Here is a 20704-nt window from a genome sequence, read left to right as displayed (position 1 = left end):
GCCGATAGGGTAGCTTATGCGTGAAATCATCTTCGACACCGAAACTACCGGCCTCGATCCCGCCACGGGCGACCGGATGGTGGAGATCGGCTGCATCGAAATGGTCAACCGCGTGCTGACGGGCGCGACTTTTCACGCCTATTTCAATCCCGAACGCGATATGCCGGTAGAGGCGGAGCGGGTGCACGGCCTCTCCGCGCAATTCCTCGCCGACAAGCCGCTGTTCCGCGACCGGGCGGAAGACTTGCTCGCCTTCCTCGGTGATGCCCCGCTGGTGGCGCATAATGCGCAGTTCGATTTCGGCTTTCTCAATGCCGAGCTCGATGCCTGCGGCTACTACAGAATCGGCGATGACCGCATGGTCGATACGCTCGCCATTGCCCGGCGGCGGCATCCCGGCGCGAAGCATTCGCTCGACGCCTTGTGTACCCGCTACGGTGTCGATCGCTCGCACCGCGTGCTGCACGGCGCGCTGCTCGACGCCGAATTGTTGGCGCAGGTCTATGTTGAGCTGACCGGCGGGCGGCAGATCGGCTTGCAGCTGGCGGTAGACAATACCGTGGAACAGCGCAGCGAAACCGCCGTCTTCATCCCCAAACTTGGCGAGTATCGCGCGCCGCGCCCCCACGCGCCCAGCGCGGAAGAGCTTGCGCGGCACCGCGCTTTTCTCGAAACTCTCCAAAGCCCGCTCTGGAACTCGTGAGTCGCACTCACCATGTCAGCGTGAGCACAACGATAACAAGAAGGAGAAGCCGCCCATGGATATTCGCGTGTCGGGACATCAGGTCGATACCGGAACCGCTTTGCAGGAACACGCCGCCGAACGGCTGACCAGCATTGTCGACAAGCACTTCAGTCGGGCGCTTTCATCTTCGGTGACTTTCGGCAAGGCTCCGGCGAGCGCCTTTGCCGCCGATATTGTCCTGCACGTCAATCATGGGCTGATCCTCAAGAGCCACGGCCAGGCGCAGGATGCGCATCTGGCGTTCGATCAGGCGGCGGAAAAAATCGAAAAGCAGCTGCGCCGCTACAAGCGCCGGTTGAAAGACCGGCACGAACAGGCGCAATATGCCGCGCGCGAGGAAGAGGCCGCCTATACGATCTTCGCTGCGGAAGAGTCCGATGTCGAAGAGCTCGAAGTGGCCGACGCGCCGCCGGTAATTGCGGAAACGCGGATCGACGTGCCCGAAGTCAGCGTTTCGGACGCGGTGATGCTGCTCGATCTGCGGCACACCAGTGCACTGTTCTTCAAAAATGCTGGAACCGGGCGGCATAATATGGTTTATCGCCGCGATGACGGATCGATCGGGTGGGTCGAACCGTCCTGACTGCGCCGCTCGCTGCCCGCTAACGGGCGCCGCGACCGGTTCCAAAAACCCTTGTTTTGGTGCGGTTCACACATCCTAAGGGATGTCGTGCGAGTGTGCGAAAACGTCCGAAGACACGAAGAATGACTGCTGAATATCTTCTCAAACCCGAATCGGTGGCCATCGTTGCCGCCGCGACGAAGGCGGAGATTCTGGCCGAACTGGCACAGGTCTTTGCCCGGGCGTGGGAGCTTGACGCAGAAACCGTGCAGGAAAAGCTGGAAGAGCGGGAAAAACTCGGCAGCACCGGCTTTGGCCGCGGCGTGGCCATTCCCCACGCCCGGATCGAGGGGATTTCGCGCCCGATCATCGCGCTGCTGAAGCCGCACAAACCGGTCGATTTCGGCGCGGCGGACGGGCTGCCGGTGGATCTTGTGATCGGGCTGCTGTCGCCGGAAAATTGCGGGGCCACGCATTTGCACGCGCTCGCAGCGATTTCGCGGCTGGTGCGTGACGAGCGGATCCACGATGCGCTGACCGAAATGTCCAATCCCGAAGCGATTTACGCCATGCTCTCCAATGCGACGGATCGTGACGCTGCCTGAGGCCGAGAGCGCGGCGGGTACGGGCGAAGCGGCGCATTTCCGGGCGCTGGAACAGCTTTACGCGGGTGCGCCGATCAACCGCCTGTTTGCATCCCGGCTCGATATTCTTGCGCCCGGCCATGCGCGGATCACTTTCGAGACAGGCGAGGAGTATTTCCACGCCGCTGGCGCAACGCACGGCACACTCTATTTCAAAATGCTCGACGATGCGGCCTTCTACGCCGCCAATTCGCTGGTATCCGACCGTTTCCTGCTCACCACTGGTTTCAACCTGCATTTCACCAAGCCGCTGCGTAAGGGGAAGGTGATCGCCGAGGGCCGCTGGGTCAGCGGCAAGCGCCGTGTTTTCGTGGCAGAGGCGCATTTGCAGGATGAAGAAGGCGAGGAGATCGGGCGCGGCACGGGCACTTTCATGCGCTCCCATATCGCGCTGTCCGGCCTTGCCGGATACCGCGTTCCGGAGTGAGCACCATGGATGACCGGCTCCCCGCCCAACTCGAAGTGCAGGGCCTGATCCGCGCTGTCCAGGCCGCAGGCGGCTTTGCCACCGTGCTCGCAAGAGGTGAAAAGCAGGCGGGCACCATAATGCTTATATGTTGCGAGAATGGAACAAAATTGCGCGCATATGAGCGGATGCCGCAATTGGACGGGTCCCGTCGATGGACCCTCTCCAAGACGCAAGACATTGAAAATCCATATGAATTTGCCCAATATTGCGCTCGCCGCAGTGCGCAGGACCCGGATCTGTGGCAGCTCGAACTGGACGTCGCAAATCCCGAACGTTTCATCGGGCTTTAACTCTTCGTTAGTTGACTGTGAAACCATCACGGCTATCTGCCGCGCAACTTTCCGACAGAAGCGTATGTTGTCTCGCTCCGCATTCCGGCGGTGCTTGACAGCGCGCAGACGGGGAGAATGCAGGCAAGTCCATTGGGGACGGATCGCGGGTAGACAGACGGCTCACAAACAGGCCGCGACCGCAGACTTGCCGGGCATCTCACCGCCGTGAGTTACGGGATCGATGACAATTGTTACCAAACGCGTCGGGGCGATTGCCCTGGCAACAACCCTGTTCGCCGGCAGCTTTGGCGCCGTGAGCAGTGGAGCTACAGCGCAGGACCGAGCGCTGGCCGCCGCCGAACAGCAGCAGGCCGAAACGGCATCCACCCGGATTCAAACCGCGCAAACCGAAGCCGATCCGGAGATTCGCTTTGTTCCGCGCGAAGTGGTGCAGGATATTCCGGATTCGCCGGAAACGCCCGCGGCTGAAGAAGCCACCTATAGCGCCGAAAGCCTGCGCCAGCTGGTTGCGCAGATCGACACCAGCGAAGACATGTCGCGCGAGATGATGTGCCTGGCCCAGGCAATCTATTTCGAATCGCGCGGCGAACCGCTCGAAGGCCAGCTCGCAGTGGCCCGTGTCATCATCAACCGGGCGGAAAGCAACCGCTTTCCCGATGATTATTGCGCAGTTGTCACCCAGCCTTCGCAATTCTCCTTCGTGCGCGGCGGCAGCATCCCTTCGCCCAACACCGGCTCCGCCGCGTGGACGCGCGCCAAGGCGATTGCCCGCATTGCGCATGGCGATTTGTGGGAAAGCCCGGTGGGCGACGCGCTGTATTTCCACGCGACCCATGTCCGCCCAAGCTGGGCCGGGCGGTTGTCGCGCCGCGCGCAGATCGACAATCACATTTTCTATCGCTGAGGGGTGGCCGGGCGAGCCTGCGGATGCGGGTTCGCCAACGGCCCCCTAGTCGCGCAGTTCCACCCACACCGGCGCGTGGTCGCTGGCCTTTTCGCGCGCCCGGTGGTCTTTGTCGACGCCTGCTGCCAGCAGCCGGTCCGCGCATTCGGGTGACAACAGCGCGTGATCGATGCGGAAGCCATGATCGCGCTGCCACGCGCCCGCCTGGTAATCCCAATACGTCCACACCCCACCGCGCGGATTGCGGGTGGCGAGCGCATCGGTCCAGCCATCGCCGAGGATGCGGAAATAGGCGTCGCGCGATGCAGGCTGCATCAGCGCGTCAGACGCCATCGCCTTGACCGACCAGACATCACGGTCATGCGGGATCACATTGAAATCGCCGACCACAACCGCTGGCTGCTCGCTGGCGAGGATGTCCTGCAACCGCGCGCGGAGTATCTCCATCCAGGCGAGTTTGTAGTCGAATTTCGGCCCCGGATGCGGATTGCCATTGGGCAGGTAGAGATTGACCACGCGCACGCCGTTCACATCGGCTTCGAGATAGCGCGCCTGCTCGCCTTCGCCGTCCTTCGGGCCATCAATGCCAAGCCCGCGCCGCATTTCCACCGGCTTTGCGCCGTCAACCAGAATGGCAACGCCGTTGAAGCTCTTCTGCCCGTGCCAGATCGCCTGATAGCCGAGTTCCTCGAACTCGCTCGTGGGAAAGCCGTCATCCTGCGTCTTGATCTCTTGCAGGCAAGCGACCGTGGGCCGCGTTTCGGCGAGCCATTCCTTAAGGCGCGGCAGGCGTGCCTTGATCCCGTTGATATTGAAGCTGGCGATTTTCATCGCCGAAGACTTTAGATGCCGAAGCTGGAACCGCAACCGCAACCTGCGGCGGCGTTGGGGTTTTCGACGCGGAACGCCGCGCCGCTGAGCGACTCGACGAAATCGACCACGCTGCCCGCCACCAGATCAAGGCTGACCGGATCGACCACCAGCTTCACCCCGGCGGTTTCGCTCACCATGTCGTCGCTTTCGGGCGCGCCCAGATCGAACTTGTACTGGAAGCCCGAGCAGCCGCCGCCTTCGACCGACAGCCGCAGCACAGCCGGCTTGCCCTGCTTTTCCGCGATTTTCGCAATCCGCGCAGCCGCAGATTCGCTGAGGGTCAGGGTGTTGTTCATTCCCATGATGTAGTGCGCACGTTGCCCGCGCTCAAGTCAGGCGGTGGTGATATATTCGCGCATCTGCTGCGCTTCGGCCTCGATCATATCCATCCGGTACTTCACCAGATCGCCAATCGAGACGAATCCCACCATCCCTCCGCCATGCATCACAGGGAGGTGACGGATTCGGCGGCGGGTCATCATCGATAAGGCGGTGAGGACATTCTCGCCGCGTTCGATGGTGATCGCGGGCGCGGTCATCACTTCGCCGACATTGCGGGTCAAAACCGCTGCCCCTTCTTTGGCGATGCAATAGAGCAGGTCGCGCTCGGAAAAGACGCCTGCCACCGCGTCCCCGTCCATCACCGGCAAGGCACCGATGCGCATTTCGGCAAGCAGGGCGGCGGCGTGTTGCACAGTATCGGTGGGCGAACAGGAGACGACCGCTTCATCGCGGCCCTCCATCATGCTGGCGATGGTCATACGGCAAACTCCCTTCGGGCGAAGAATGCCACGATTTGCCGAGTCTGTGCAAATCCCCACCCTTTTGTCCGGTTGCCAATCGTGGCCGCCGGGTTCATGGCCGCGCGCATGAACGGCAAGTCGCCCTTGGAAGACCCTGTCAACGCGGCCCATGCCTGGGCCCGCTATCGCTGGCTGATGCGGCTGATGTTGACCATCACCGTGGCGGTCGTGGCGATTGCCATGCTGGTGATTTACACGCAGGCGGACAATGTCTCGCCGCACTTCTTCATCGCGGTCGCGCTGGGGATCGGCGCGTCGATGCTGCTGATGAGCGCGCTGATGGGCTTGGTGTTTCTCTCCAACGGCACCGGGCACGATGCCTCGGTCGACAATTCGCTCGACAGCCTCGATCCGGCCAATCCTCCGCGCGACCGGCGCAGGCTCGGCTGGCGCGAAGAGGATTAGCGCTTAGGCGTTAGTCTTGCGGCGGCGCGATGCGGAAGTCTTCCACGGGCACGCCGCCGATCAGATGCTCCTGAATGATCCGCTCCAGCACTTCGGGCGTGCAGGAATGGTACCAGACCTTGTCGGGCCAGACGACCGCGATGGGGCCAGCAACACAGATTTGCAGGCAATCGGCCTTGGTGCGCTGGATGCCGCCTTTCCCGACCAGCCCGAGCTCTTTCAGCCGCGTTTTGAGATAGGCCCACGACAGCTCGCCCGTGCCGCGATCGCAGCAGCACTGCTTTTCCGACATGGCGCACAGGAAGATTTGCTGCCCGATAGCATCCCCGCCGATGCGGGCGAGCGCCTTTTCGGCCAGAACGGCTTTGTCGGTGTCCCCGGTCAGCGGATCAGCGCTTCTTGCCCGCGATCCGGGCAATCTCGGCCTTGACCATCCGCTCCACAATCGCGGGAAGATGCGTATCAAGCCATTGGGCCATCATCGGGCGGAGCATTTCGCGCACCATCCCTTCGAGCGAGGTTTCGCCCGACCGCACGATTTGCGGGCGCGCGGGCGGTTCGGACAGCATGGCCAGCGCGGCGAGCGATTTGCGCATCGCCTCGGCGGCCTCATCGGTCGTCAGCGGACCTTCGGAAGCGGTGTCGTCCTCGTCCTCCAGCGGCGATCCGGCTTCGGCGAGATCGAGCACATCCTCGGGTTCGGCGGCAGTGGCGGTGTCCAAGGGGATCGCGCTGGCGGAGCGCCGGGGCAAAAACTCGCCCAGATCGCGATCATCGCGTTCCATCACGCGCTTGATCGATTCGAGGATTTCCTCGACCGACGGTTCGCCTTGCTGCCGCATTCAATCCCCCGATGCTGTGGAGCGCGATATCTCCGCATCTTGCGCCGGAATGTCAACGGTGCGCGTGCTTTCGGGCTGAGGCGCCGGGTCGCGTTGCCAATCCCAGATGATGCCGTTCACCCGCTCGGCATTGTCGAGCGGATCGTACAGTACGCCCTCTTCCTCCAGCCCGAGATCGCGCGCTTCCGCGCGGCCCATCGCGGCAAGCAGAGTGAAACCCGCGACATAAGCGTTGCGGCGCGCGGTAACCAATTGCACCTGCGCCCGCAGCAATTCCTGCTGTGCGTCGAGAATATCGAGCACGGTGCGGTTGCCGACCGAGTTCTCCGCGCGCACGCCTTCGAGGCTCAGCTCGGCCGCATCAACCGCAATCTCGCTCGATTCGATGATTCGCAGCGATGCGCGCCAGCTGGAAAAGGCCGCGCGCACCTGCGCGATAACGCCGCGCTCGACGGCATAGACATTTTCCAGCGCGGCCTGCGCCTGCGCAGTGGCTTGCCGCTGCCGTGCCGCGACTTGGCCGCCCTGGAACAGCGGAATGCTGACCGAAACGCCTGCGGTCACATCGGTGCCGCTATTGCTGCCCGCGCCAAGCGTGCCGAGGAAATTGGTGTAATCGACCTGGCTGAACGCGCTTACACTGGGCAAGCGGCCCGAACCGGCCACTGCGATGTCAAAGCCAGACGCCTCTGCCCGCTCGCGCGCGGCGATCAGGTCGGGATTGTGTACCAGCGCGACATCCACCGCGTCATCGGCGCTTGCCGGGAGGCCGGGGAGCGGCGGAGGCGCCTGCAAATCAACCGGCGCGGCGCCGGTCAGGGCGATATAGTTCTCCCGCGCCTGGATCAGCCCCGCCTCTGCGGATTCGAGCGACCCTCTGGCAAGCGCGAGGCGGCTTTCGGACTGGGCGATATCGGTGCGGGTGAGATCGCCAATCTCGAACCGGTCACGGGTGGCTTCGAGATTGACTTCGAGCACCGCGACATTGTTCAGCGACAGATCGACCAGCGCCTCGTTCAGGATAACGTCCATATAGGCGGCAACCACCGCCGAGAAGATCGCGCTTTCGGTGCCGCGCAAATCGGCACGGCCTGCCTCGACACGGTTCTCCGCAGCAAGCACGCCGTTGCGCACCGCTCCGCCACTATAAATCGGCACCGAGGCGTTGAGATTGCCGTTGAAGATGCGTTCGGGCGAAACAATCGCGGGCGAGCTTTGCTGGATCAGCTCCGAATAGCGGCCCGAAATCCCGGCGGAGGGAAGCCCTTGGGCGCGCTGGATCGTCACCGTCTCGTCCGTCGCCCGCTGCTGCGCGCGCGCGGCGGCCAGCGTGGGATTGGTTTCATAGGCGCGCAGCAAAGCGTCTTTCAGAGTCTCGGGATCAACCGTACCCGTCAGCAGGCTTGCACTGGTGAGCAAGCCGAGAGCCTTGCGTCCTATTCCCATGATCAGAACGCCCAGCTTTTCGGCTTATCGAAGGCAGCGAGCTGCGGGATGCCGATATCGAAAACGGGCAGCAGAGCGATGCTGTCACCGCTCTTGCGGCCCACGGCGATGCGGGTGACACCGTTGGTGGCGACGCCCGTGACAATGCGCGCGCCATCGGCCAGACGCTTGGCGAGATTGGCGGGGATCTCCTCCACCGCACCATCGATCACCAGCAGATCCGCGCCCTTGCCCTTGGTGCCCTTGCCCGCCGCGTCCTCGGGAGAAAGCACGGTCAGCTCGGCCACCAGCGGCTTGAACAGCTCTGCCAAATAGCCCGACCCGGCATCGACGATAATCGCCTTCTCGTCACCACGCGGCGCGGCTTCTTCGAGCATTTTGCCCTGCACCAGCGGGGCGGGCAGCCAGTTTCCATCGTCCAGACGGATCGCCCGGTCGACATAGGCAAGGTTGCGCGATTTCGCCGGCACGAAGAGCTCGCGCGCGACCTCGCCCATGCGCTTCAGCACGAAAGGCGCATTCACGCCGCTGGTGCGCAGCTGGCTGTCGATCATCGCACGGCGGGCAGGATTGGGCGCAATGTTTGCGGCTTCGGCAGCGTCGAGCGGGTTGAGCGTGGTCACGTCTGCTATACTTTCGTCCAAATTCAAATCCGGCACGTCCTTAAGACTTGCATTGGCCTGCGCCAAGGCCTTTGACCGCAACAGGGCTGAATGCCTATGGGCCACTCGACCAAAGGGAGCGAGTCACCGATGAGCGACATGATTACCATCCGCGAAGCCGATCTGATTGAAACGGTCGCCGATGCGCTGCAATTTATCTCCTACTACCACCCGATGGATTACATCCAGGCGCTGGGGGAGGCGTATAAGGTGGAGCAAGGCCCGGCAGCCAAGGATGCGATTGCGCAAATTCTGACGAACAGCCGGATGTGCGCGGAAGGCCATCGCCCGATCTGTCAGGACACCGGCATCGTCAATGTGTTCATCAAATGGGGGCAGAATTGCCGGCTGGAATCGACCTCATGTTTGCAAGAGGTTGTCGATGAAGGGGTGCGCCGCGCGTATAACCACACCGAGAACAAGCTGCGCGCCAGCATTCTGGCCGATCCCGCCTTCACCCGCCGCAATACGCGCGACAACACGCCCTGTGTCCTTAGCGTGGAGATGGTGCCCGGCGATACGGTGAGCATCGATGTTGCCGCGAAGGGTGGCGGCAGCGAAAACAAGAGCAAGTTCAAGATGATGAACCCGTCGGACAATATCGTCGACTGGGTGATCGAACAGATCCCGTCCATGGGTGCGGGCTGGTGCCCGCCGGGGATGCTCGGCATCGGGATTGGCGGCACGGCGGAACACTGCATGAAGCTCGCCAAGCTATCGCTCATGGAGCCCATCGATATGGCGCAACTGAAAGCGCGTGGGGCGCAGAGCGATATCGAGCAGTTGCGCATCGACATTTTCGACGCGGTCAATGCGATGGGTGTCGGCGCGCAGGGGCTGGGCGGACTGTCGACTGTGCTTGATGTCAAAATCCTCGACTGGCCGTGTCACGCCGCAGGCAAGCCGGTGGCGATGATCCCCAATTGCGCCGCCACCCGCCACGCCCATGTGACGCTGGACGGCAGCGGCCCGGCCTATTTGCCGCAGCCCGATCTCGACAAATGGCCCGATGTGCATTGGGAGCCCGATGCGGAAGCAAAGCGCGTCGATCTCGACAATCTCACGCCGGAGGAAGTGGCCAGCTGGAAACATGGCGACCGGCTGCTGCTCAATGGCGGGATGCTGACCGGGCGCGATGCGGCGCATAAGCGGATCAAGGATATGCTCGATCGCGGCGAGGAACTGCCCGTCGAATTCAAAGGCCGCGCGATCTACTATGTCGGCCCGGTGGATCCGGTGATGGGCGAAGTCGTCGGCCCCGCCGGCCCGACCACGGCCACCCGCATGGACAAGTTCACCGAGATGATGCTCGATCTCGGCCTCCTCGCGATGATCGGCAAGGCCGAGCGCGGCGCGGATGCGGTGGACGTCATCAGCCGGTTCAAAGTCGCCTATCTGATGGCAACAGGCGGCGCGGCCTATCTGGTGGCGCGGGCGATCAAGGAAGCGAAGGTCGTCGCGTTCGAGGATCTGGGCATGGAAGCGATCTACGAATTTACCGTGAAAGATATGCCGGTAACGGTGGCGGTCGATAGCGCGGGCAACAATGTCCACACGCTCGCCCCGCTGCACTGGCGCGAGAAAATCCGCGAGGAAGGGCTGCTCAAGGCCTGATTCTGTCGCCCGCAAAGCACGATTGATCGACCAGCGTCGCACCCGTTTCGATGGAAACCGGTGTAGGTGGCTGGTGCAATTCGGGCCGGGCGGGCTAAACGGGCAGGATGGAAGAGACGAATTCCAACAGCAATTCGACCGGCGTGATCGCGCGCGTGCCGTTCAAGACGGTGCTGTTTTCGGTCGCAGGCCTGTGGCTCGCCTATTTCCTGCTGATGACCCTGCGGGCAGAATTGCTCGGCATGGATATCGCGCAGGACATGGTGCTGCCGCGCATGCTGACCTGTCTGGCAGGAATGCTCATCACGCTGGGCCTGTGGGTCTTCCTGCGAATCTTCGATGCGCGCCCGTTATGGGCCAAGATTGCCGCTGCGCTGGTGTTCGCGCTGCCCGCCGCATTCCTCAGTATGCAAGCGAACCGCGTGGTTTTTGCCGAGCTGCAATCGGAGCTGGACGAGCGCATATTGCAGGAATTCGTGCAGACCAGCGGTGTGCCGCAGGAAGAAGTCGACGACGAGCAGCTGGAGGGATTCTCGCAATTCCTCGCGCGCGGCAATGTGCAATACGCCATCGAAATCACCATGAGCCGCTATTTCATGATGCTCGCTTGGTGTGCGCTGTATCTGGCCCTGCTAACGGGCGAAAAGGCGCGCGCGGCGGAGCGGCGCGAACAGGAATTTCGCAACGCGGCCAAGGCAGCCGAACTGCGCAGCTTGCGTTATCAGGTGAACCCGCATTTCCTGTTTAACACGCTCAATTCACTCTCCGCGCTGGTGCTCACCAGCAGGACGCAGGCGGCTGAGAAAATGATCCAGATGCTGAGCACTTTCTATCGTCGCAGCTTGGCCGAGGATACGACGGCAGACGTGCCGCTGCGCGAGGAAGTGGCGCTGCAAAGGTTGTATCTCGAAATCGAGGCGGTACGCTTTCCGCTGCGTCTGGTGGCCGAGTATGATGTGCCTGCCGACCTCGAAAATGCGCTGATTCCCGGTATGATCCTGCAACCTTTGGTGGAGAATTCGGTGAAACACGCGGTCGCTCCGTCGAGCGGGCAAGTCACCATCCGGATTTCCGCGCGCGAGGAATACGGGCGGCTGGTGGTGAGCGTTTCGGACAATGGCAATTCGCGCCAGGTGCCCGATGATGTCCGCCCGGGCTTCGGCATTGGCCTCACCAATGTGCGCGAGCGGTTGCAGGCGCGGTTTGGCAATGAAGCGAGCATCGTGTCGGGCCATTCGGCGGAAGGATTCACCACGCATTTGCGCCTGCCTTTGCTGCGCATGGCAGAGGTGGTTGCGGCATGACACAGGCGAATACGGAAACCTTGCGCACGCTGATCGTGGATGACGAGCCGCTGGCCATCGAGCGGATGCAGGTGCTTTGCGCGGAAATCCCGCAGCTGACTGTCATCGGCACCGCGAGCGACGGGGAGGCCGCGCTGCGTCTCACTGAAAAGCTCGGCCCCGATCTGCTGCTGCTCGATATGACCATGCCGGGCATGGACGGGCTCGCCGTGGCGCGGGCCGCGCGCGAACAGTCACCCAAGCCCGCAGTCATCTTCGTCACCGCGCACGAGAACTTCGCGGTCGAAGCCTTCGATCTCGAAGCGATCGACTATGTGCTGAAACCCGTCGCCTCCGACCGGCTGGAGCGCGCGATCGAACGCGCGCTGGCCCGGCGCGGGGAGGCATCGGTCTCTGCCGCAACAGATGATCGCTGGTTGAACGAATTCTGGGTGCCGCACCGTTCGGAATTGCTGCGGATCGAAGCCGCCCAAGTGTTCCGCATCGATGCCGAGCGCGACTATGTCCGGCTCTATGTCGGGGACACCAGCTATCTGCTTTTGCAGACCATCGCCGGTCTTGAAGAAAAGCTCGATCCCGAACGCTTCATCCGCATCCACCGCTCTGCCATTCTGCGCCGCGATACCATTCGCGGGCTCAAGCATGAAGGGCTGGGCGTCTGGTGCGCGGAGCTGGACGATGGTGAGGCGCTGCGCATCGGCCGCACCTATTTGAAGCGCGTAAAGGCAATGGCGGGCCGCTGAGCCGCTTGACTGCTGGCATCCTGACCAAAAGAAAGGGCGCCTCCGGATGGAAGCGCCCTTTCAGGGGGGTCAGCCTGTTGGTTGGCCTAGCCGCCGTAATTCGTCCGCGTGACAATCGCGGCAAACCGCTCTTCGAAGCTGCGCCGCGCATCGGCGTAGCAGGCGCGGGCTTCGGCGCTGCGGATGCGGGAACCGACCTGATGCGCATCGTAAGCGCATACGCGCCGCGAGGCGATATCGATCCGGCGGTCCAGTTCTGCGAGCCCGGCTTCGCTGGCAAGGTTCAGGTCGGCATAGGCGACGCTGGCGCTGCGCTCCTGCCCCTCGGCAGCCATGGCCGGCGAGAGGGTGAGGGTGCTGGCGGCAAGCGCCACGGCAAATGCGGAAATACGGGTCTTCATCGGGGGGTTCCTCCTTGGGGTTGCTTGGTAAGCGCACCCCTCCCTGTCCCGGGGGAGGGTCGCACCGCAGCCGGTGGGACTGGAACGGCTGCGGTGCGATTACGGATGTAGGCCGCTCGCTGGCGATTCGCCTCCCAAGCTCGATTGGCGGGTGTCACATGTCGACGAGCGAGTCATACGCCCGACGAACGGCATAGCCCGCTCCACCAACCGCGCATTGCGTTGGCGGCTGCGCTTTGGCATTGCCTCTTGCATGGCCATTCTTGTCGCCTTCCTGCTCGGCATCGGAAATTTCGCGTGGCACCGCGCCGTGATCGAAAGCGGACACGCCATGGTTGCCGAAATGCCGCCTGCGCATTTGCGCATCATGCGCATGGGCACGCTGGCCTTCGAATTCACGCTGCTCTGCGCCGCCCTGTTCATGGCGTTTGCGGGCGCTGCCTATTGGGTCGGACTTTATGCCGCCTATTCGCTGATCAATGGCTCGGCAGCATGGCTGATCGTGACGCGGCGGGTGTGATGGCGGACGGCACACTGCTTTTCCACCTGTCGGATATCCATTTCGGCAATGAAGACCGCGCGGCGCTGGCTTGGGTCGAGCGCGAGATTGCCGCGCGCCAGCCCGATGCGATGATCATCACGGGTGACCTGACGATGCGCGCGCGCCGCCGTGAATTTGCCGCTGCGCAGGAGTGGATCGGGGGTTTGGACATTCCTGTGACGATCGAGCCGGGCAATCACGATATCCCGTCTTACATCCTGCCCGAGCGCTATCTCGCCCCGCTGGCGCGCTTCCGCACGTTCAAGGCCCAAGCGGAAGGCAGTGTGGAGATTCCCGGCCTCGCGCTGGTGCCGCTCAATTCGAATGTGGCCGCGCAGCCGCGCATGAACTGGTCGAAGGGCTGGGTCAGCGATGCAGAGCTTGCCGGGTGCCTTGCGCGGATTGACGCGCTGCCGGCTGGAACGCGCGCGCTCGTCTGCGTACATCATCCGCTGCGCGAGACGGGGACGCAAGGCACCGCGTTGACCCGCAACGGCGCAAAAGCACTCGCCGAACTGGCGCAGCGCGGGGTTCTGGGCGTGCTCTCGGGCCATGTGCATGATGCCTTCGACATTATGGAAGAGACGCCACACGGCCCCGTCCGCATGATCGGCGCAGGCACGCTATCACAACGGCTGCGCACAACCCCGCCCAGCTTTAACGAGCTGCACTGGGATGGCGAGACGCTGGCTGTGCGGGTGCGAAGCATGGGGGATAGCGTGGACGGAGCGGCACTGCGCGTCTGATGCTGATCGACCACCCCTCCGCCAACGTGTCCGAATTGCCGCATCCTCCATTCGGGCAAGAGGATCTGGCTTACCACGTTCTCGCCAACGGCGAGCTTGCGATACTCAGGACGGCGTCAGGGTTTCATCGCCGATTGGAGTCGTTCGAGCGCCTGCTGGCGAATCCGCGCGCAAAGAAGCGAAAGATTCCGCGCGTTGGCACGCTCTATCTCTCGACCTTCGATGGACACGCGGAAAGCGCACAATTGGAGCTGGCGGGTCTTGGATTTACATTCACTCCGCTGATTGACCGATTCGCCGATGGATCATGGCTTCTAGTTGACAGCAGGTGTTCGGACGACACGCAGAACGCTGTTCGCCTCGATAACCAAGGCAGTGTGACGGGGCGGTTCCATCTCGGCGACGGGATCGCGCATATGGCCTGCCATGGCCGTGGCGGGATCTATTGCGGATATTTTGACGAAGGCATCTATGGCGGCTGGCCGGATGCCAGTGGCCGCTGGCCGGTTGCATCGGGTGGGATCACACGCTTTGACGATCAGGGCCGCGATCTCTGGCGGTTTAACGATCACTGCCTTCCAGAGCAGGACATTTCTGATTGTTATGCCATGGGTTTGCAGGATGGGGCCTTGTGGGCCTGCTACTATACGAACTTTCCGATTGTGCGGATCGCTGACGAAACGGTGCGCCACTGGGACTCGCCGGTCAAAGGCGGCAGTGCGATTGCCGTTAGCGGGAACCGCGTTTTGCTGGCAGGCGGATATGGCGATGATGCAGACCGCATCGCGCTGCTGGAGCTACGCCATAAAGACGCTGTTGTGATCGGCACTGCGCTGATGTCCAGTAATGCGCGCTCGCATATTCAGGGCCGGGACGGCGTTCTGCACTTGGTGGATGGCAGGCGCTGGTGTCGCCTTGCCGTGAAGGACTGGTAGGCATGATGCAAAAGGGCGACCCCCTCGTGGGGAGCCGCCCTTCGCATTTTCCTCCGTCGAGGAAACTTGTGTGAGGCCGAAGCCTCGGAAGATTAACGCTTCGAGAACTGGAAGCTGCGGCGGGCCTTCGCCTTGCCGTACTTCTTGCGCTCCACCACGCGGCTGTCGCGGGTGAGGAAGCCTGCGGCCTTGATCGTCGAGCGCAGGGCGGGTTCGTACTTGGTCAGCGCCTGGCTGATGCCATGCTTGACCGCGCCCGCCTGGCCCGAAAGGCCGCCGCCGGATACGGTGCAGACCACATCATACTGGCCTTCACGCTCCGAAATGGCGAACGGCTGGTTGATGACCAGACGCAGCGTCGGACGGGCGAAATACACTTCCTGATCGCGGCCATTGACGGTGACCTTGCCGGTGCCGGGCTTCAGCCACACGCGGGCGGTCGCATCCTTGCGGCGGCCAGTGGCGTAGGCGCGGCCCTGTGCGTCCAACTCCTGCTCGCGCAGCGGCATGGCAGGCGTAGCGGGGACGGCAGGGGCAACGGTTTCACCGGTTTCGGCGTCGGCAGAGGGAGCATCGTTCACGATGTCCTTCAGATCGGCCAGATCGGTTGCGGTTTTGGTGTCTTCGGTAGCCATTATGCGGTCACCTTGTTCTTGCGGTTCATCGAGGCGACGTCGAGCACTTCGGGCTGCTGGCCGTTATGCGGATGCTCGGTGCCGTTGTAGAGGTGCAGATTGCGCATCTGGTCGCGGCCAAGGGGGCCGCGCGGGATCATGCGCTCGACTGCCTTTTCCAGCACGCGCTCGGGGAAACGACCGGCCAGAACCTTGTCTGCGGTGATATCCTTGATGCCGCCGGCATAGCCGGTGTGCTTGTAATAATGCTTCTTCGCCGCTTTGCCGCCAGTGAACTGCACCTTGTCGGCATTGATGACGATGACATGGTCACCACAATCGACGTGGGGCGTGTAGCTCGGCTTGTGCTTGCCGCGCAGAATGTTGGCGATGATCGCGGCGAGGCGGCCAACGACCAGACCTTCGGCATCGATCACGTGCCATTTCTTTTCGACCTCGGCCGGCTTGATCGACCGGGTGGTCCTGCTCAGCGCCTTCATGGCTTTTTCCTTCTTGAACTTCATACGTGTGACGTGTGGCGAGAATCATGGCCTCGCGTCACTGTGGATGCGGGCCTTTGTCGCCCGAAGGCCTACAAGTCAAGCAAATCCGGGGGATTGCGGGGAGGTAAAATAATACCTTCGGCAAATAACGAGCGGCCTAAGCCGCTCAGGCCAGGCCCAGCGTCCATTCCTCACGGCTCGTGCGCCGGTCGCCTTCGACCTCGGTCACGATCTCGCGCCAGGCTGTTTGCATCAGCCCGGTTTCGGCATCCGTCTCGCCATCGAACAGCGTGCGCACTTCACCCGCCATCCCGTCTTCCAGCGCCAGCGTCTGGCGGAATTCCTGCTGTCCGCCCGCAGGCGCAAACAGGTCAACCGGCATATGCGCGGTGATCGCCCCGCCACCATTATGCACCGCCAGCGCGAATTGCCGCAGCCGTTCGCGGTCGCCCGGTGCGTGGCCCTGCCGGTCAATCGCTGCAAGCGCCTGCGCCACGGCCGCTTCGACCTGCGCGCTCATCGGCGCCGGAGCCCGGCTCACGGCGATCTGTCCGAATGGATCGAGGCTGATCGGGAACATCGCGCTGTCATCACGCGCGCGCTCCAGTTCGGCGAAAGCGGCCAGCTGCTCGGGCAGATCGACTTCCACTTCGGCCTGCCTACCGGCAAGGTCAAAGCCCTCCTGCGCCGGAGCGAAGTGCACCGAAAAGCTGCGTGCAATGGTGATTTCGCGCCCGTCGCCGAGCCCGCGCCGTAACACCCGCGAAAACCGCATCGGTTCTGTCGGCGGATTGATCAGGCCACGAGAGAAGGGAGCGGCGAAGGCCGTCCGGGTGCCCAGGACAGGAGCGATGCTTGCCACCAGTATCGCACCCAAGGCATCCCTGCGCTTCACGCCACTTCCCCGTTTAGCCCTACTCCGGCGGAGCGAGGCTTTGCTCCAACCACCCCAATGTCGCAGGCGGCGCAGCCTCGCAATGCCAGCCGATCACGGCGGGCGTATCGTAGGGATGCAGTTCCGCAATGCGAACCGTCGCCTTGTCTAGCAGGTTTTGCGTGGTTTTGAAGAGGACGCCGACTTCCTCCGCACGATCAACCTTGCCGTGCCATTGGAACAGCGCGGTCACGCCGGGGAGAATATTGGCGCAGGCGATCAGCTTTTCGGCGAGCAAGACTTCCGCCACAGCTTCCGCGCTCTGCCGGTCGCCAAACGGAGACCAGATCAGGGCTGCCCCGTCGCTCAACCCTGCCGCGCCCGCCCGGCAACGTGCGCGCACCAGGCAAAGCTGGCGACCAGCAAGGCGCCGACAAACTGGTGCGCAACCGCCAGCCACAGGGCAACACCGCTCACCACGGTGGCGATGCCGAGCAGGATCTGCACGCCATAGGCCATATGCAGCGAAACCGAAGCCGGGCGCAGCAACGGCTTCACATGGGCAGCGAGCACGATCAGCGCGCCCACCGCCACAAAAGCCCACCAGCGATGGATAAAGTGCAACAGGAAAGGGTCATGCGTGAACGCCCAGAGCGCGCCTTTCGACCAGTCGACATCGGGCCAGAAGCCGCCGGTCATGTTCGGCCAGCTGTTCGCGGCGTGCCCCGCATTGAGCCCTGCCACCCACGCACCAAGCAGCATTTGCAGGAAGAGGATGCCGAGCACGCCTGCGGCAAGGCCGGTCAGCCGCGCGGGTTTTGTGTTGCCCGTGGCCAGCTGGCGCAGATCGAGCGCGGTCCAGACCAGTCCGCCCAACGTGACAAATGCGGTGAGCAAATGGATCGATAGCCAGAAATGCGACACATCGGTCATCTCGGTATTGAGGCCCGAACGCACCATGAACCAGCCGAACGCGCCTTGCAGCCCGCCTAGCGCCAGCAGCGCGAGCAGGCGCGGCTTGTAACCCTGCGGGATCGCCTGCTTGACCCAGAACCACGCCAGCGGCAGCGCGAAGGCGAGGCCGATGATCCGCCCGAGCAGGCGGTGGAACCACTCCCAGAAATAGATGAACTTGAACGATTGAAGGTCGATGCCCGCAGGCCCGCTTTCGAGCTGGTACTCGCCGGTCGTCTGGTAAAGCGCGAATTCCGCTTCCCACTGCGCTTCGGTCAGCGGCGGGATGGCTCCGGTGACCGGTTTCCATTCGGTGATCGACAGCCCGCTTTCGGTGAGACGGGTAATGCCGCCCACGGCAATCATCACCAATACCAGCAGCGCGACGCCGAAAAGCCAGTTCGCCAGCGCGAGCGGGCGGATGCGCGGGGTCGCCTTGTCTTCGCCCATCATCATGTCAGCATTCGTAGCCATGGCGGGCCAGATGCCCCTTCACCCGCCCTTACGCAAGCGGCACGTTGGGCCATGGCTGCGACACAATCGCGCAGCTCCCCCTTGCGCAATGTTACAGCATCACATATCTGGAGGTCGTGGCACAGTTAGCACCTTGGATTCGCGGCAGGCTTGACCGCGTTGGCGTAGCCTTGTCGGCGCTGTGCCTGCTGCATTGCGTGCTGGGTATCGTGCTGGTCGCCGGGTTTGGTCTCGGCGTCGGCTGGTTGCTCGATCCGGTCATTCACAAAATCGGCCTTTTGCTGGCAACGCTGGTGGCGGGGGTGGCCATCGGCATCGGCGCGGTGCGCCATCGCCGCAGAGCGCCGTTCGTAGTGGCGATGACCGGCCTCACATTCATGGGCGGCGCGCTGGCCGTCGGGCATGGGTATGAAGAGGCGGTGCTGACCGTGATCGGCGTCGGACTGGTCGCGGGCGGGCACATCCTCAACTTGCGTCACGCCTGACAGGCTCTACATGGCGGGGATGATGACCCAGCCGCTCTCTCTCACCGTCAATGGCGATCCGCGCCAGACGACCGCCTCCACTATCGCCGACCTCGTGCGCGAAATCGGTCTTGCGCCGGAAAAGGTCGCGGTGGAGCATAATGGCGCCATCGCCCCGCGCTCGCAGCTTGGCGCAATCGCGCTCACCGACGGCGACCGCCTCGAAATCGTGCATTTCGTGGGCGGCGGTTCGGGAGAACATGACGATAGCTGGCCAACAGACTCATGGGAAGTGGCGGGGCACCGCTTCACCTCCCGCCTGATTGTCGGTACCGGCAAATACAAGGACTTCGCGCAGAATGCAGCAGCGGTGGACGCCTCGGGGGCGCAAATCGTCACCGTGGCGGTGCGCCGCGTCAACGTCACCGATCCCGGCCAGCCGGTGCTGATGGATTATATCGACCCCAAGAAGATCACTTACCTGCCCAACACTGCTGGGTGCTTTACCGCCGAGGACGCGATCCGCACGCTGCGGCTGGCGCGCGAGGCGGGGGGCTGGGATCTGGTCAAGCTGGAAGTGCTGGGCGAGGCCAAGACGCTCTATCCCAATATGGTCGAAACCATCCGCGCCTGCGAAGTGCTGGCGAAGGAAGGCTTCAAGCCGATGGTCTATTGCACCGACGATCCGATTGCGGCGAAGCAATTGGAAGATGTCGGCGCGGTGGCGATCATGCCTTTGGGCGCGCCGATCGGGTCGGGCCTCGGCATCCAGAACCAGGTAACGATCCGCCTGATCGTTGAAGGCGCGAATGTGCCGGTGCTGGTCGATGCCGGTGTGGGCACGGCCTCGGATGCCGCAGTGGCGATGGAGCTGGGCTGCGACGGCGTGCTGATGAACACCGCGATTGCCGAGGCGAAAGACCCGATCCGCATGGCGCGGGCGATGAAACTCGCCGTAGAAGCGGGCCGTGAGGCCTATATGGCCGGCCGGATGGGACGGCGCAAATATGCCGATCCCAGCAGCCCGCTCGCGGGATTGATTTGATTTGTGTAAGCGCATCCGCGCTCACATCCTCGCTAGACGCGCTCCCCCCGGATCAAGTCCGGGGTACGCGCCCGCTGCGGTCGCGCTCGGTCGGCTGCTGGTCGCAGCCGAGCGCCGCGCTCTGCCAGTCGCATCGGTCTCGGTCGCTACAAGCGACCGACAGAGGGCGACCGCCCGACCGCAGGTGCCGCGCAGCGCAGCGGAGCGAATAGCACCGAGGACGCTCACGCGGATGGGTGAGCATGAGACAAACAATCCACAATATATTAACCACGTTGCGCGATACCGGCTCCATAACAGGCGGAGTCCTTCAAAATGCCCAGCGCGCGCACTGCGTCCATGACCATTTCCGAAATGCGCGAATTCGCGGGTTTCGCCGCGCATGAGCAGGAGTTTATCGAGCGCTCGCTGGATATTGCCATGGGCCGGGGAGACGCCTTCAAAAGCTGGAGCCGGTGTGCGGATGACCAGCGCGCCATTCGCGGGCAGTATATCGCTTACCGCGAGCTGCGGCAGATGCGCGATGCCATTCCCGCCGACAGCGGCTTTGAGGGAATCGACCGCTTTATCGGCACGCTGGCGCGGATCAGTGCGCAGGATCTGGCGCAGGAACAGCTCGACGGCTTTTCTGCCTATCGCTTTCTGTATGAACGCCTGCTCGGCGCGGCGGCGCGGCCGTTTCTGCCCGCAGCCTTCTGCGCGGCGGCTGCCCTGCCGCAAATCCGGCCCGAGCGGCGTAAGCAATTGCTGCAATCGCTGAGCGAGTCCGCCGCAACCGCCCCCGGCTGGTCCAAGCGCGAGCCCGGCTTCTATCCCGAAAAGGTCGAAGCGGCCGCCTGAGCGT

29 protein-coding genes are annotated in these 20704 nt (G+C 63.1%); 16 read left to right on the top strand and 13 right to left on the bottom strand.

What is annotated here, in order from left to right:
* Window positions 1-16: 16 nt before the first annotated feature.
* The 6 genes from dnaQ (at window position 17) to GC121_RS05005 (ending at window position 3617) form a co-directional block, all read left to right on the top strand.
* Complete coding sequence (gene dnaQ / locus GC121_RS05030) at window positions 17-703, top strand: DNA polymerase III subunit epsilon (protein WP_151973050.1); 687 nt, start codon at window positions 17-19, stop codon at window positions 701-703.
* Window positions 704-758: 55 nt separating this feature from the next.
* Window positions 759-1328: a ribosome hibernation-promoting factor, HPF/YfiA family gene (gene hpf, locus GC121_RS05025; RefSeq protein ID WP_151973049.1), complete on the top strand. Its 570-nt coding sequence runs from the start codon at window positions 759-761 to the stop codon at window positions 1326-1328.
* A 122-nt stretch (window positions 1329-1450) separates the two neighbouring features.
* Window positions 1451-1912, top strand: coding sequence for a PTS sugar transporter subunit IIA (locus GC121_RS05020; protein WP_151973048.1), 462 nt, complete (start codon window positions 1451-1453; stop codon window positions 1910-1912).
* Window positions 1887-2378 (top strand): PaaI family thioesterase, encoded by a 492-nt coding sequence (locus GC121_RS05015; protein ID WP_151973047.1) that lies wholly within the window; start codon window positions 1887-1889, stop codon window positions 2376-2378. The genes GC121_RS05020 and GC121_RS05015 overlap by 26 nt, the downstream gene beginning before the upstream one ends.
* 5 nt (window positions 2379-2383) lie before the next feature.
* A complete protein-coding gene (locus tag GC121_RS05010; protein ID WP_151973046.1) occupies window positions 2384-2710 on the top strand; it encodes a DUF1491 family protein in 327 nt (108 codons plus the stop codon).
* 295 nt (window positions 2711-3005) lie between these two features.
* Window positions 3006-3617: a cell wall hydrolase gene (locus GC121_RS05005; protein ID WP_234421118.1), complete on the top strand. Its 612-nt coding sequence runs from the start codon at window positions 3006-3008 to the stop codon at window positions 3615-3617.
* A gap of 45 nt (window positions 3618-3662) precedes the next feature.
* Here GC121_RS05005 and xth read toward each other — a convergent pair whose 3' ends face one another.
* From xth to GC121_RS04990, 3 genes are read right to left on the bottom strand one after another with little or no spacing between them, the layout of a single operon-like run.
* Window positions 3663-4448 (bottom strand): exodeoxyribonuclease III, encoded by a 786-nt coding sequence (xth, locus tag GC121_RS05000; protein ID WP_151973044.1) that lies wholly within the window; start codon window positions 4446-4448, stop codon window positions 3663-3665.
* An 11-nt stretch (window positions 4449-4459) separates the two neighbouring features.
* Window positions 4460-4786, bottom strand: coding sequence for an iron-sulfur cluster assembly accessory protein (locus GC121_RS04995; RefSeq protein ID WP_199857758.1), 327 nt, complete (start codon window positions 4784-4786; stop codon window positions 4460-4462).
* A gap of 36 nt (window positions 4787-4822) precedes the next feature.
* Window positions 4823-5251, bottom strand: a complete 429-nt coding sequence (locus GC121_RS04990) for a CBS domain-containing protein (protein ID WP_151973042.1) — start codon at window positions 5249-5251, stop codon at window positions 4823-4825.
* An 81-nt stretch (window positions 5252-5332) separates the two neighbouring features.
* Between GC121_RS04990 and GC121_RS04985 the strand changes: the two genes are divergently transcribed.
* A complete protein-coding gene (locus GC121_RS04985) occupies window positions 5333-5698 on the top strand; it encodes a hypothetical protein (RefSeq protein ID WP_339390015.1) in 366 nt (121 codons plus the stop codon).
* Window positions 5699-5708: 10 nt separating this feature from the next.
* On the opposite strand, the gene GC121_RS04980 is transcribed toward GC121_RS04985, so the two are convergent.
* Genes GC121_RS04980 through GC121_RS04965 form a run of 4 tightly spaced genes read right to left on the bottom strand, consistent with a single transcriptional unit; the run spans window position 5709 to window position 8630 of the window.
* Window positions 5709-6083 (bottom strand): (2Fe-2S) ferredoxin domain-containing protein, encoded by a 375-nt coding sequence (locus tag GC121_RS04980; protein ID WP_151975600.1) that lies wholly within the window; start codon window positions 6081-6083, stop codon window positions 5709-5711.
* A 4-nt stretch (window positions 6084-6087) separates the two neighbouring features.
* Window positions 6088-6540 (bottom strand): DUF2497 domain-containing protein, encoded by a 453-nt coding sequence (locus GC121_RS04975; protein ID WP_151973041.1) that lies wholly within the window; start codon window positions 6538-6540, stop codon window positions 6088-6090.
* Window positions 6541-7986 (bottom strand): TolC family outer membrane protein, encoded by a 1446-nt coding sequence (locus GC121_RS04970; protein ID WP_151973040.1) that lies wholly within the window; start codon window positions 7984-7986, stop codon window positions 6541-6543.
* Between the two features lie 2 nt (window positions 7987-7988).
* Window positions 7989-8630, bottom strand: coding sequence for a protein-L-isoaspartate O-methyltransferase (locus GC121_RS04965; RefSeq protein ID WP_234421117.1), 642 nt, complete (start codon window positions 8628-8630; stop codon window positions 7989-7991).
* Between the two features lie 108 nt (window positions 8631-8738).
* Between GC121_RS04965 and GC121_RS04960 the strand changes: the two genes are divergently transcribed.
* From GC121_RS04960 to GC121_RS04950, 3 genes are all read left to right on the top strand, one after another.
* Complete coding sequence (locus GC121_RS04960; protein ID WP_151973039.1) at window positions 8739-10262, top strand: fumarate hydratase; 1524 nt, start codon at window positions 8739-8741, stop codon at window positions 10260-10262.
* Window positions 10263-10369: 107 nt separating this feature from the next.
* Window positions 10370-11566: a sensor histidine kinase gene (locus GC121_RS04955; RefSeq protein WP_151973038.1), complete on the top strand. Its 1197-nt coding sequence runs from the start codon at window positions 10370-10372 to the stop codon at window positions 11564-11566.
* Complete coding sequence (locus tag GC121_RS04950) at window positions 11563-12309, top strand: LytTR family DNA-binding domain-containing protein (RefSeq protein WP_151973037.1); 747 nt, start codon at window positions 11563-11565, stop codon at window positions 12307-12309. The genes GC121_RS04955 and GC121_RS04950 overlap by 4 nt, the downstream gene beginning before the upstream one ends.
* A gap of 86 nt (window positions 12310-12395) precedes the next feature.
* Here the strand turns inward: GC121_RS04950 and GC121_RS04945 are convergent, their stop codons facing one another.
* Entirely contained in the window at window positions 12396-12710 is a 315-nt protein-coding gene (locus GC121_RS04945) for a UrcA family protein (RefSeq protein ID WP_151973036.1), read from the bottom strand.
* Between the two features lie 253 nt (window positions 12711-12963).
* On the opposite strand from GC121_RS04945, the gene GC121_RS04940 reads away from it, so the two are divergent.
* The 3 genes from GC121_RS04940 to GC121_RS04930 are packed head-to-tail and all read left to right on the top strand — an operon-like array spanning window position 12964 to window position 14932.
* Window positions 12964-13230 (top strand): hypothetical protein, encoded by a 267-nt coding sequence (locus GC121_RS04940; RefSeq protein WP_151973035.1) that lies wholly within the window; start codon window positions 12964-12966, stop codon window positions 13228-13230.
* The gene (locus GC121_RS04935; protein WP_234421116.1) at window positions 13203-13997 is read left to right on the top strand and encodes a metallophosphoesterase; all 795 of its coding nucleotides are present in this window, start codon (window positions 13203-13205) and stop codon (window positions 13995-13997) included. Before GC121_RS04940 ends, GC121_RS04935 begins: the two co-directional genes overlap by 28 nt.
* Window positions 13997-14932 (top strand): hypothetical protein, encoded by a 936-nt coding sequence (locus GC121_RS04930; RefSeq protein ID WP_151973034.1) that lies wholly within the window; start codon window positions 13997-13999, stop codon window positions 14930-14932. Before GC121_RS04935 ends, GC121_RS04930 begins: the two co-directional genes overlap by 1 nt.
* Window positions 14933-15024: 92 nt before the next feature.
* Here the strand turns inward: GC121_RS04930 and rpsI are convergent, their stop codons facing one another.
* From rpsI to GC121_RS04905, 5 genes are all read right to left on the bottom strand, one after another.
* Window positions 15025-15567: a 30S ribosomal protein S9 gene (rpsI, locus tag GC121_RS04925; protein ID WP_151973033.1), complete on the bottom strand. Its 543-nt coding sequence runs from the start codon at window positions 15565-15567 to the stop codon at window positions 15025-15027.
* The gene (rplM, locus tag GC121_RS04920; protein ID WP_151973032.1) at window positions 15567-16046 is read right to left on the bottom strand and encodes a 50S ribosomal protein L13; all 480 of its coding nucleotides are present in this window, start codon (window positions 16044-16046) and stop codon (window positions 15567-15569) included. The genes rpsI and rplM overlap by 1 nt, the downstream gene beginning before the upstream one ends.
* Before the next feature lie 169 nt (window positions 16047-16215).
* Window positions 16216-16911: a hypothetical protein gene (locus GC121_RS04915; protein WP_151973031.1), complete on the bottom strand. Its 696-nt coding sequence runs from the start codon at window positions 16909-16911 to the stop codon at window positions 16216-16218.
* A 52-nt stretch (window positions 16912-16963) separates the two neighbouring features.
* Entirely contained in the window at window positions 16964-17326 is a 363-nt protein-coding gene (gene cutA, locus GC121_RS04910; RefSeq protein ID WP_234421115.1) for a divalent-cation tolerance protein CutA, read from the bottom strand.
* Entirely contained in the window at window positions 17290-18351 is a 1062-nt protein-coding gene (locus GC121_RS04905) for a COX15/CtaA family protein (RefSeq protein WP_151973030.1), read from the bottom strand. Before GC121_RS04905 ends, cutA begins: the two co-directional genes overlap by 37 nt.
* Before the next feature lie 116 nt (window positions 18352-18467).
* Here GC121_RS04905 and GC121_RS04900 point away from each other — a divergent pair, with 116 nt between their 5' ends.
* The 3 genes from GC121_RS04900 to GC121_RS04890 all read left to right on the top strand — a co-directional run bounded on the left by GC121_RS04900 (window position 18468) and on the right by GC121_RS04890 (window position 20700).
* Window positions 18468-18836: a MerC domain-containing protein gene (locus GC121_RS04900; protein ID WP_151973029.1), complete on the top strand. Its 369-nt coding sequence runs from the start codon at window positions 18468-18470 to the stop codon at window positions 18834-18836.
* 22 nt (window positions 18837-18858) lie between these two features.
* On the top strand, window positions 18859-19860 hold the full coding sequence (gene thiS, locus GC121_RS04895) for a sulfur carrier protein ThiS (RefSeq protein ID WP_151973028.1): 1002 nt from the start codon (window positions 18859-18861) through the stop codon (window positions 19858-19860).
* Between the two features lie 339 nt (window positions 19861-20199).
* The gene (locus GC121_RS04890) at window positions 20200-20700 is read left to right on the top strand and encodes a hypothetical protein (RefSeq protein WP_234421114.1); all 501 of its coding nucleotides are present in this window, start codon (window positions 20200-20202) and stop codon (window positions 20698-20700) included.
* The last annotated feature ends 4 nt before the right edge of the window (window positions 20701-20704 follow it).

Origin of the sequence: Erythrobacter sp. EC-HK427, assembly GCF_902498745.1 — a bacterium.
Lineage (GTDB): Bacteria > Pseudomonadota > Alphaproteobacteria > Sphingomonadales > Sphingomonadaceae > Alteraurantiacibacter.
The sequence above is the reverse complement of the archived record's forward strand: the minus strand, read 5'-3'. Positions and strand labels throughout refer to the sequence as shown.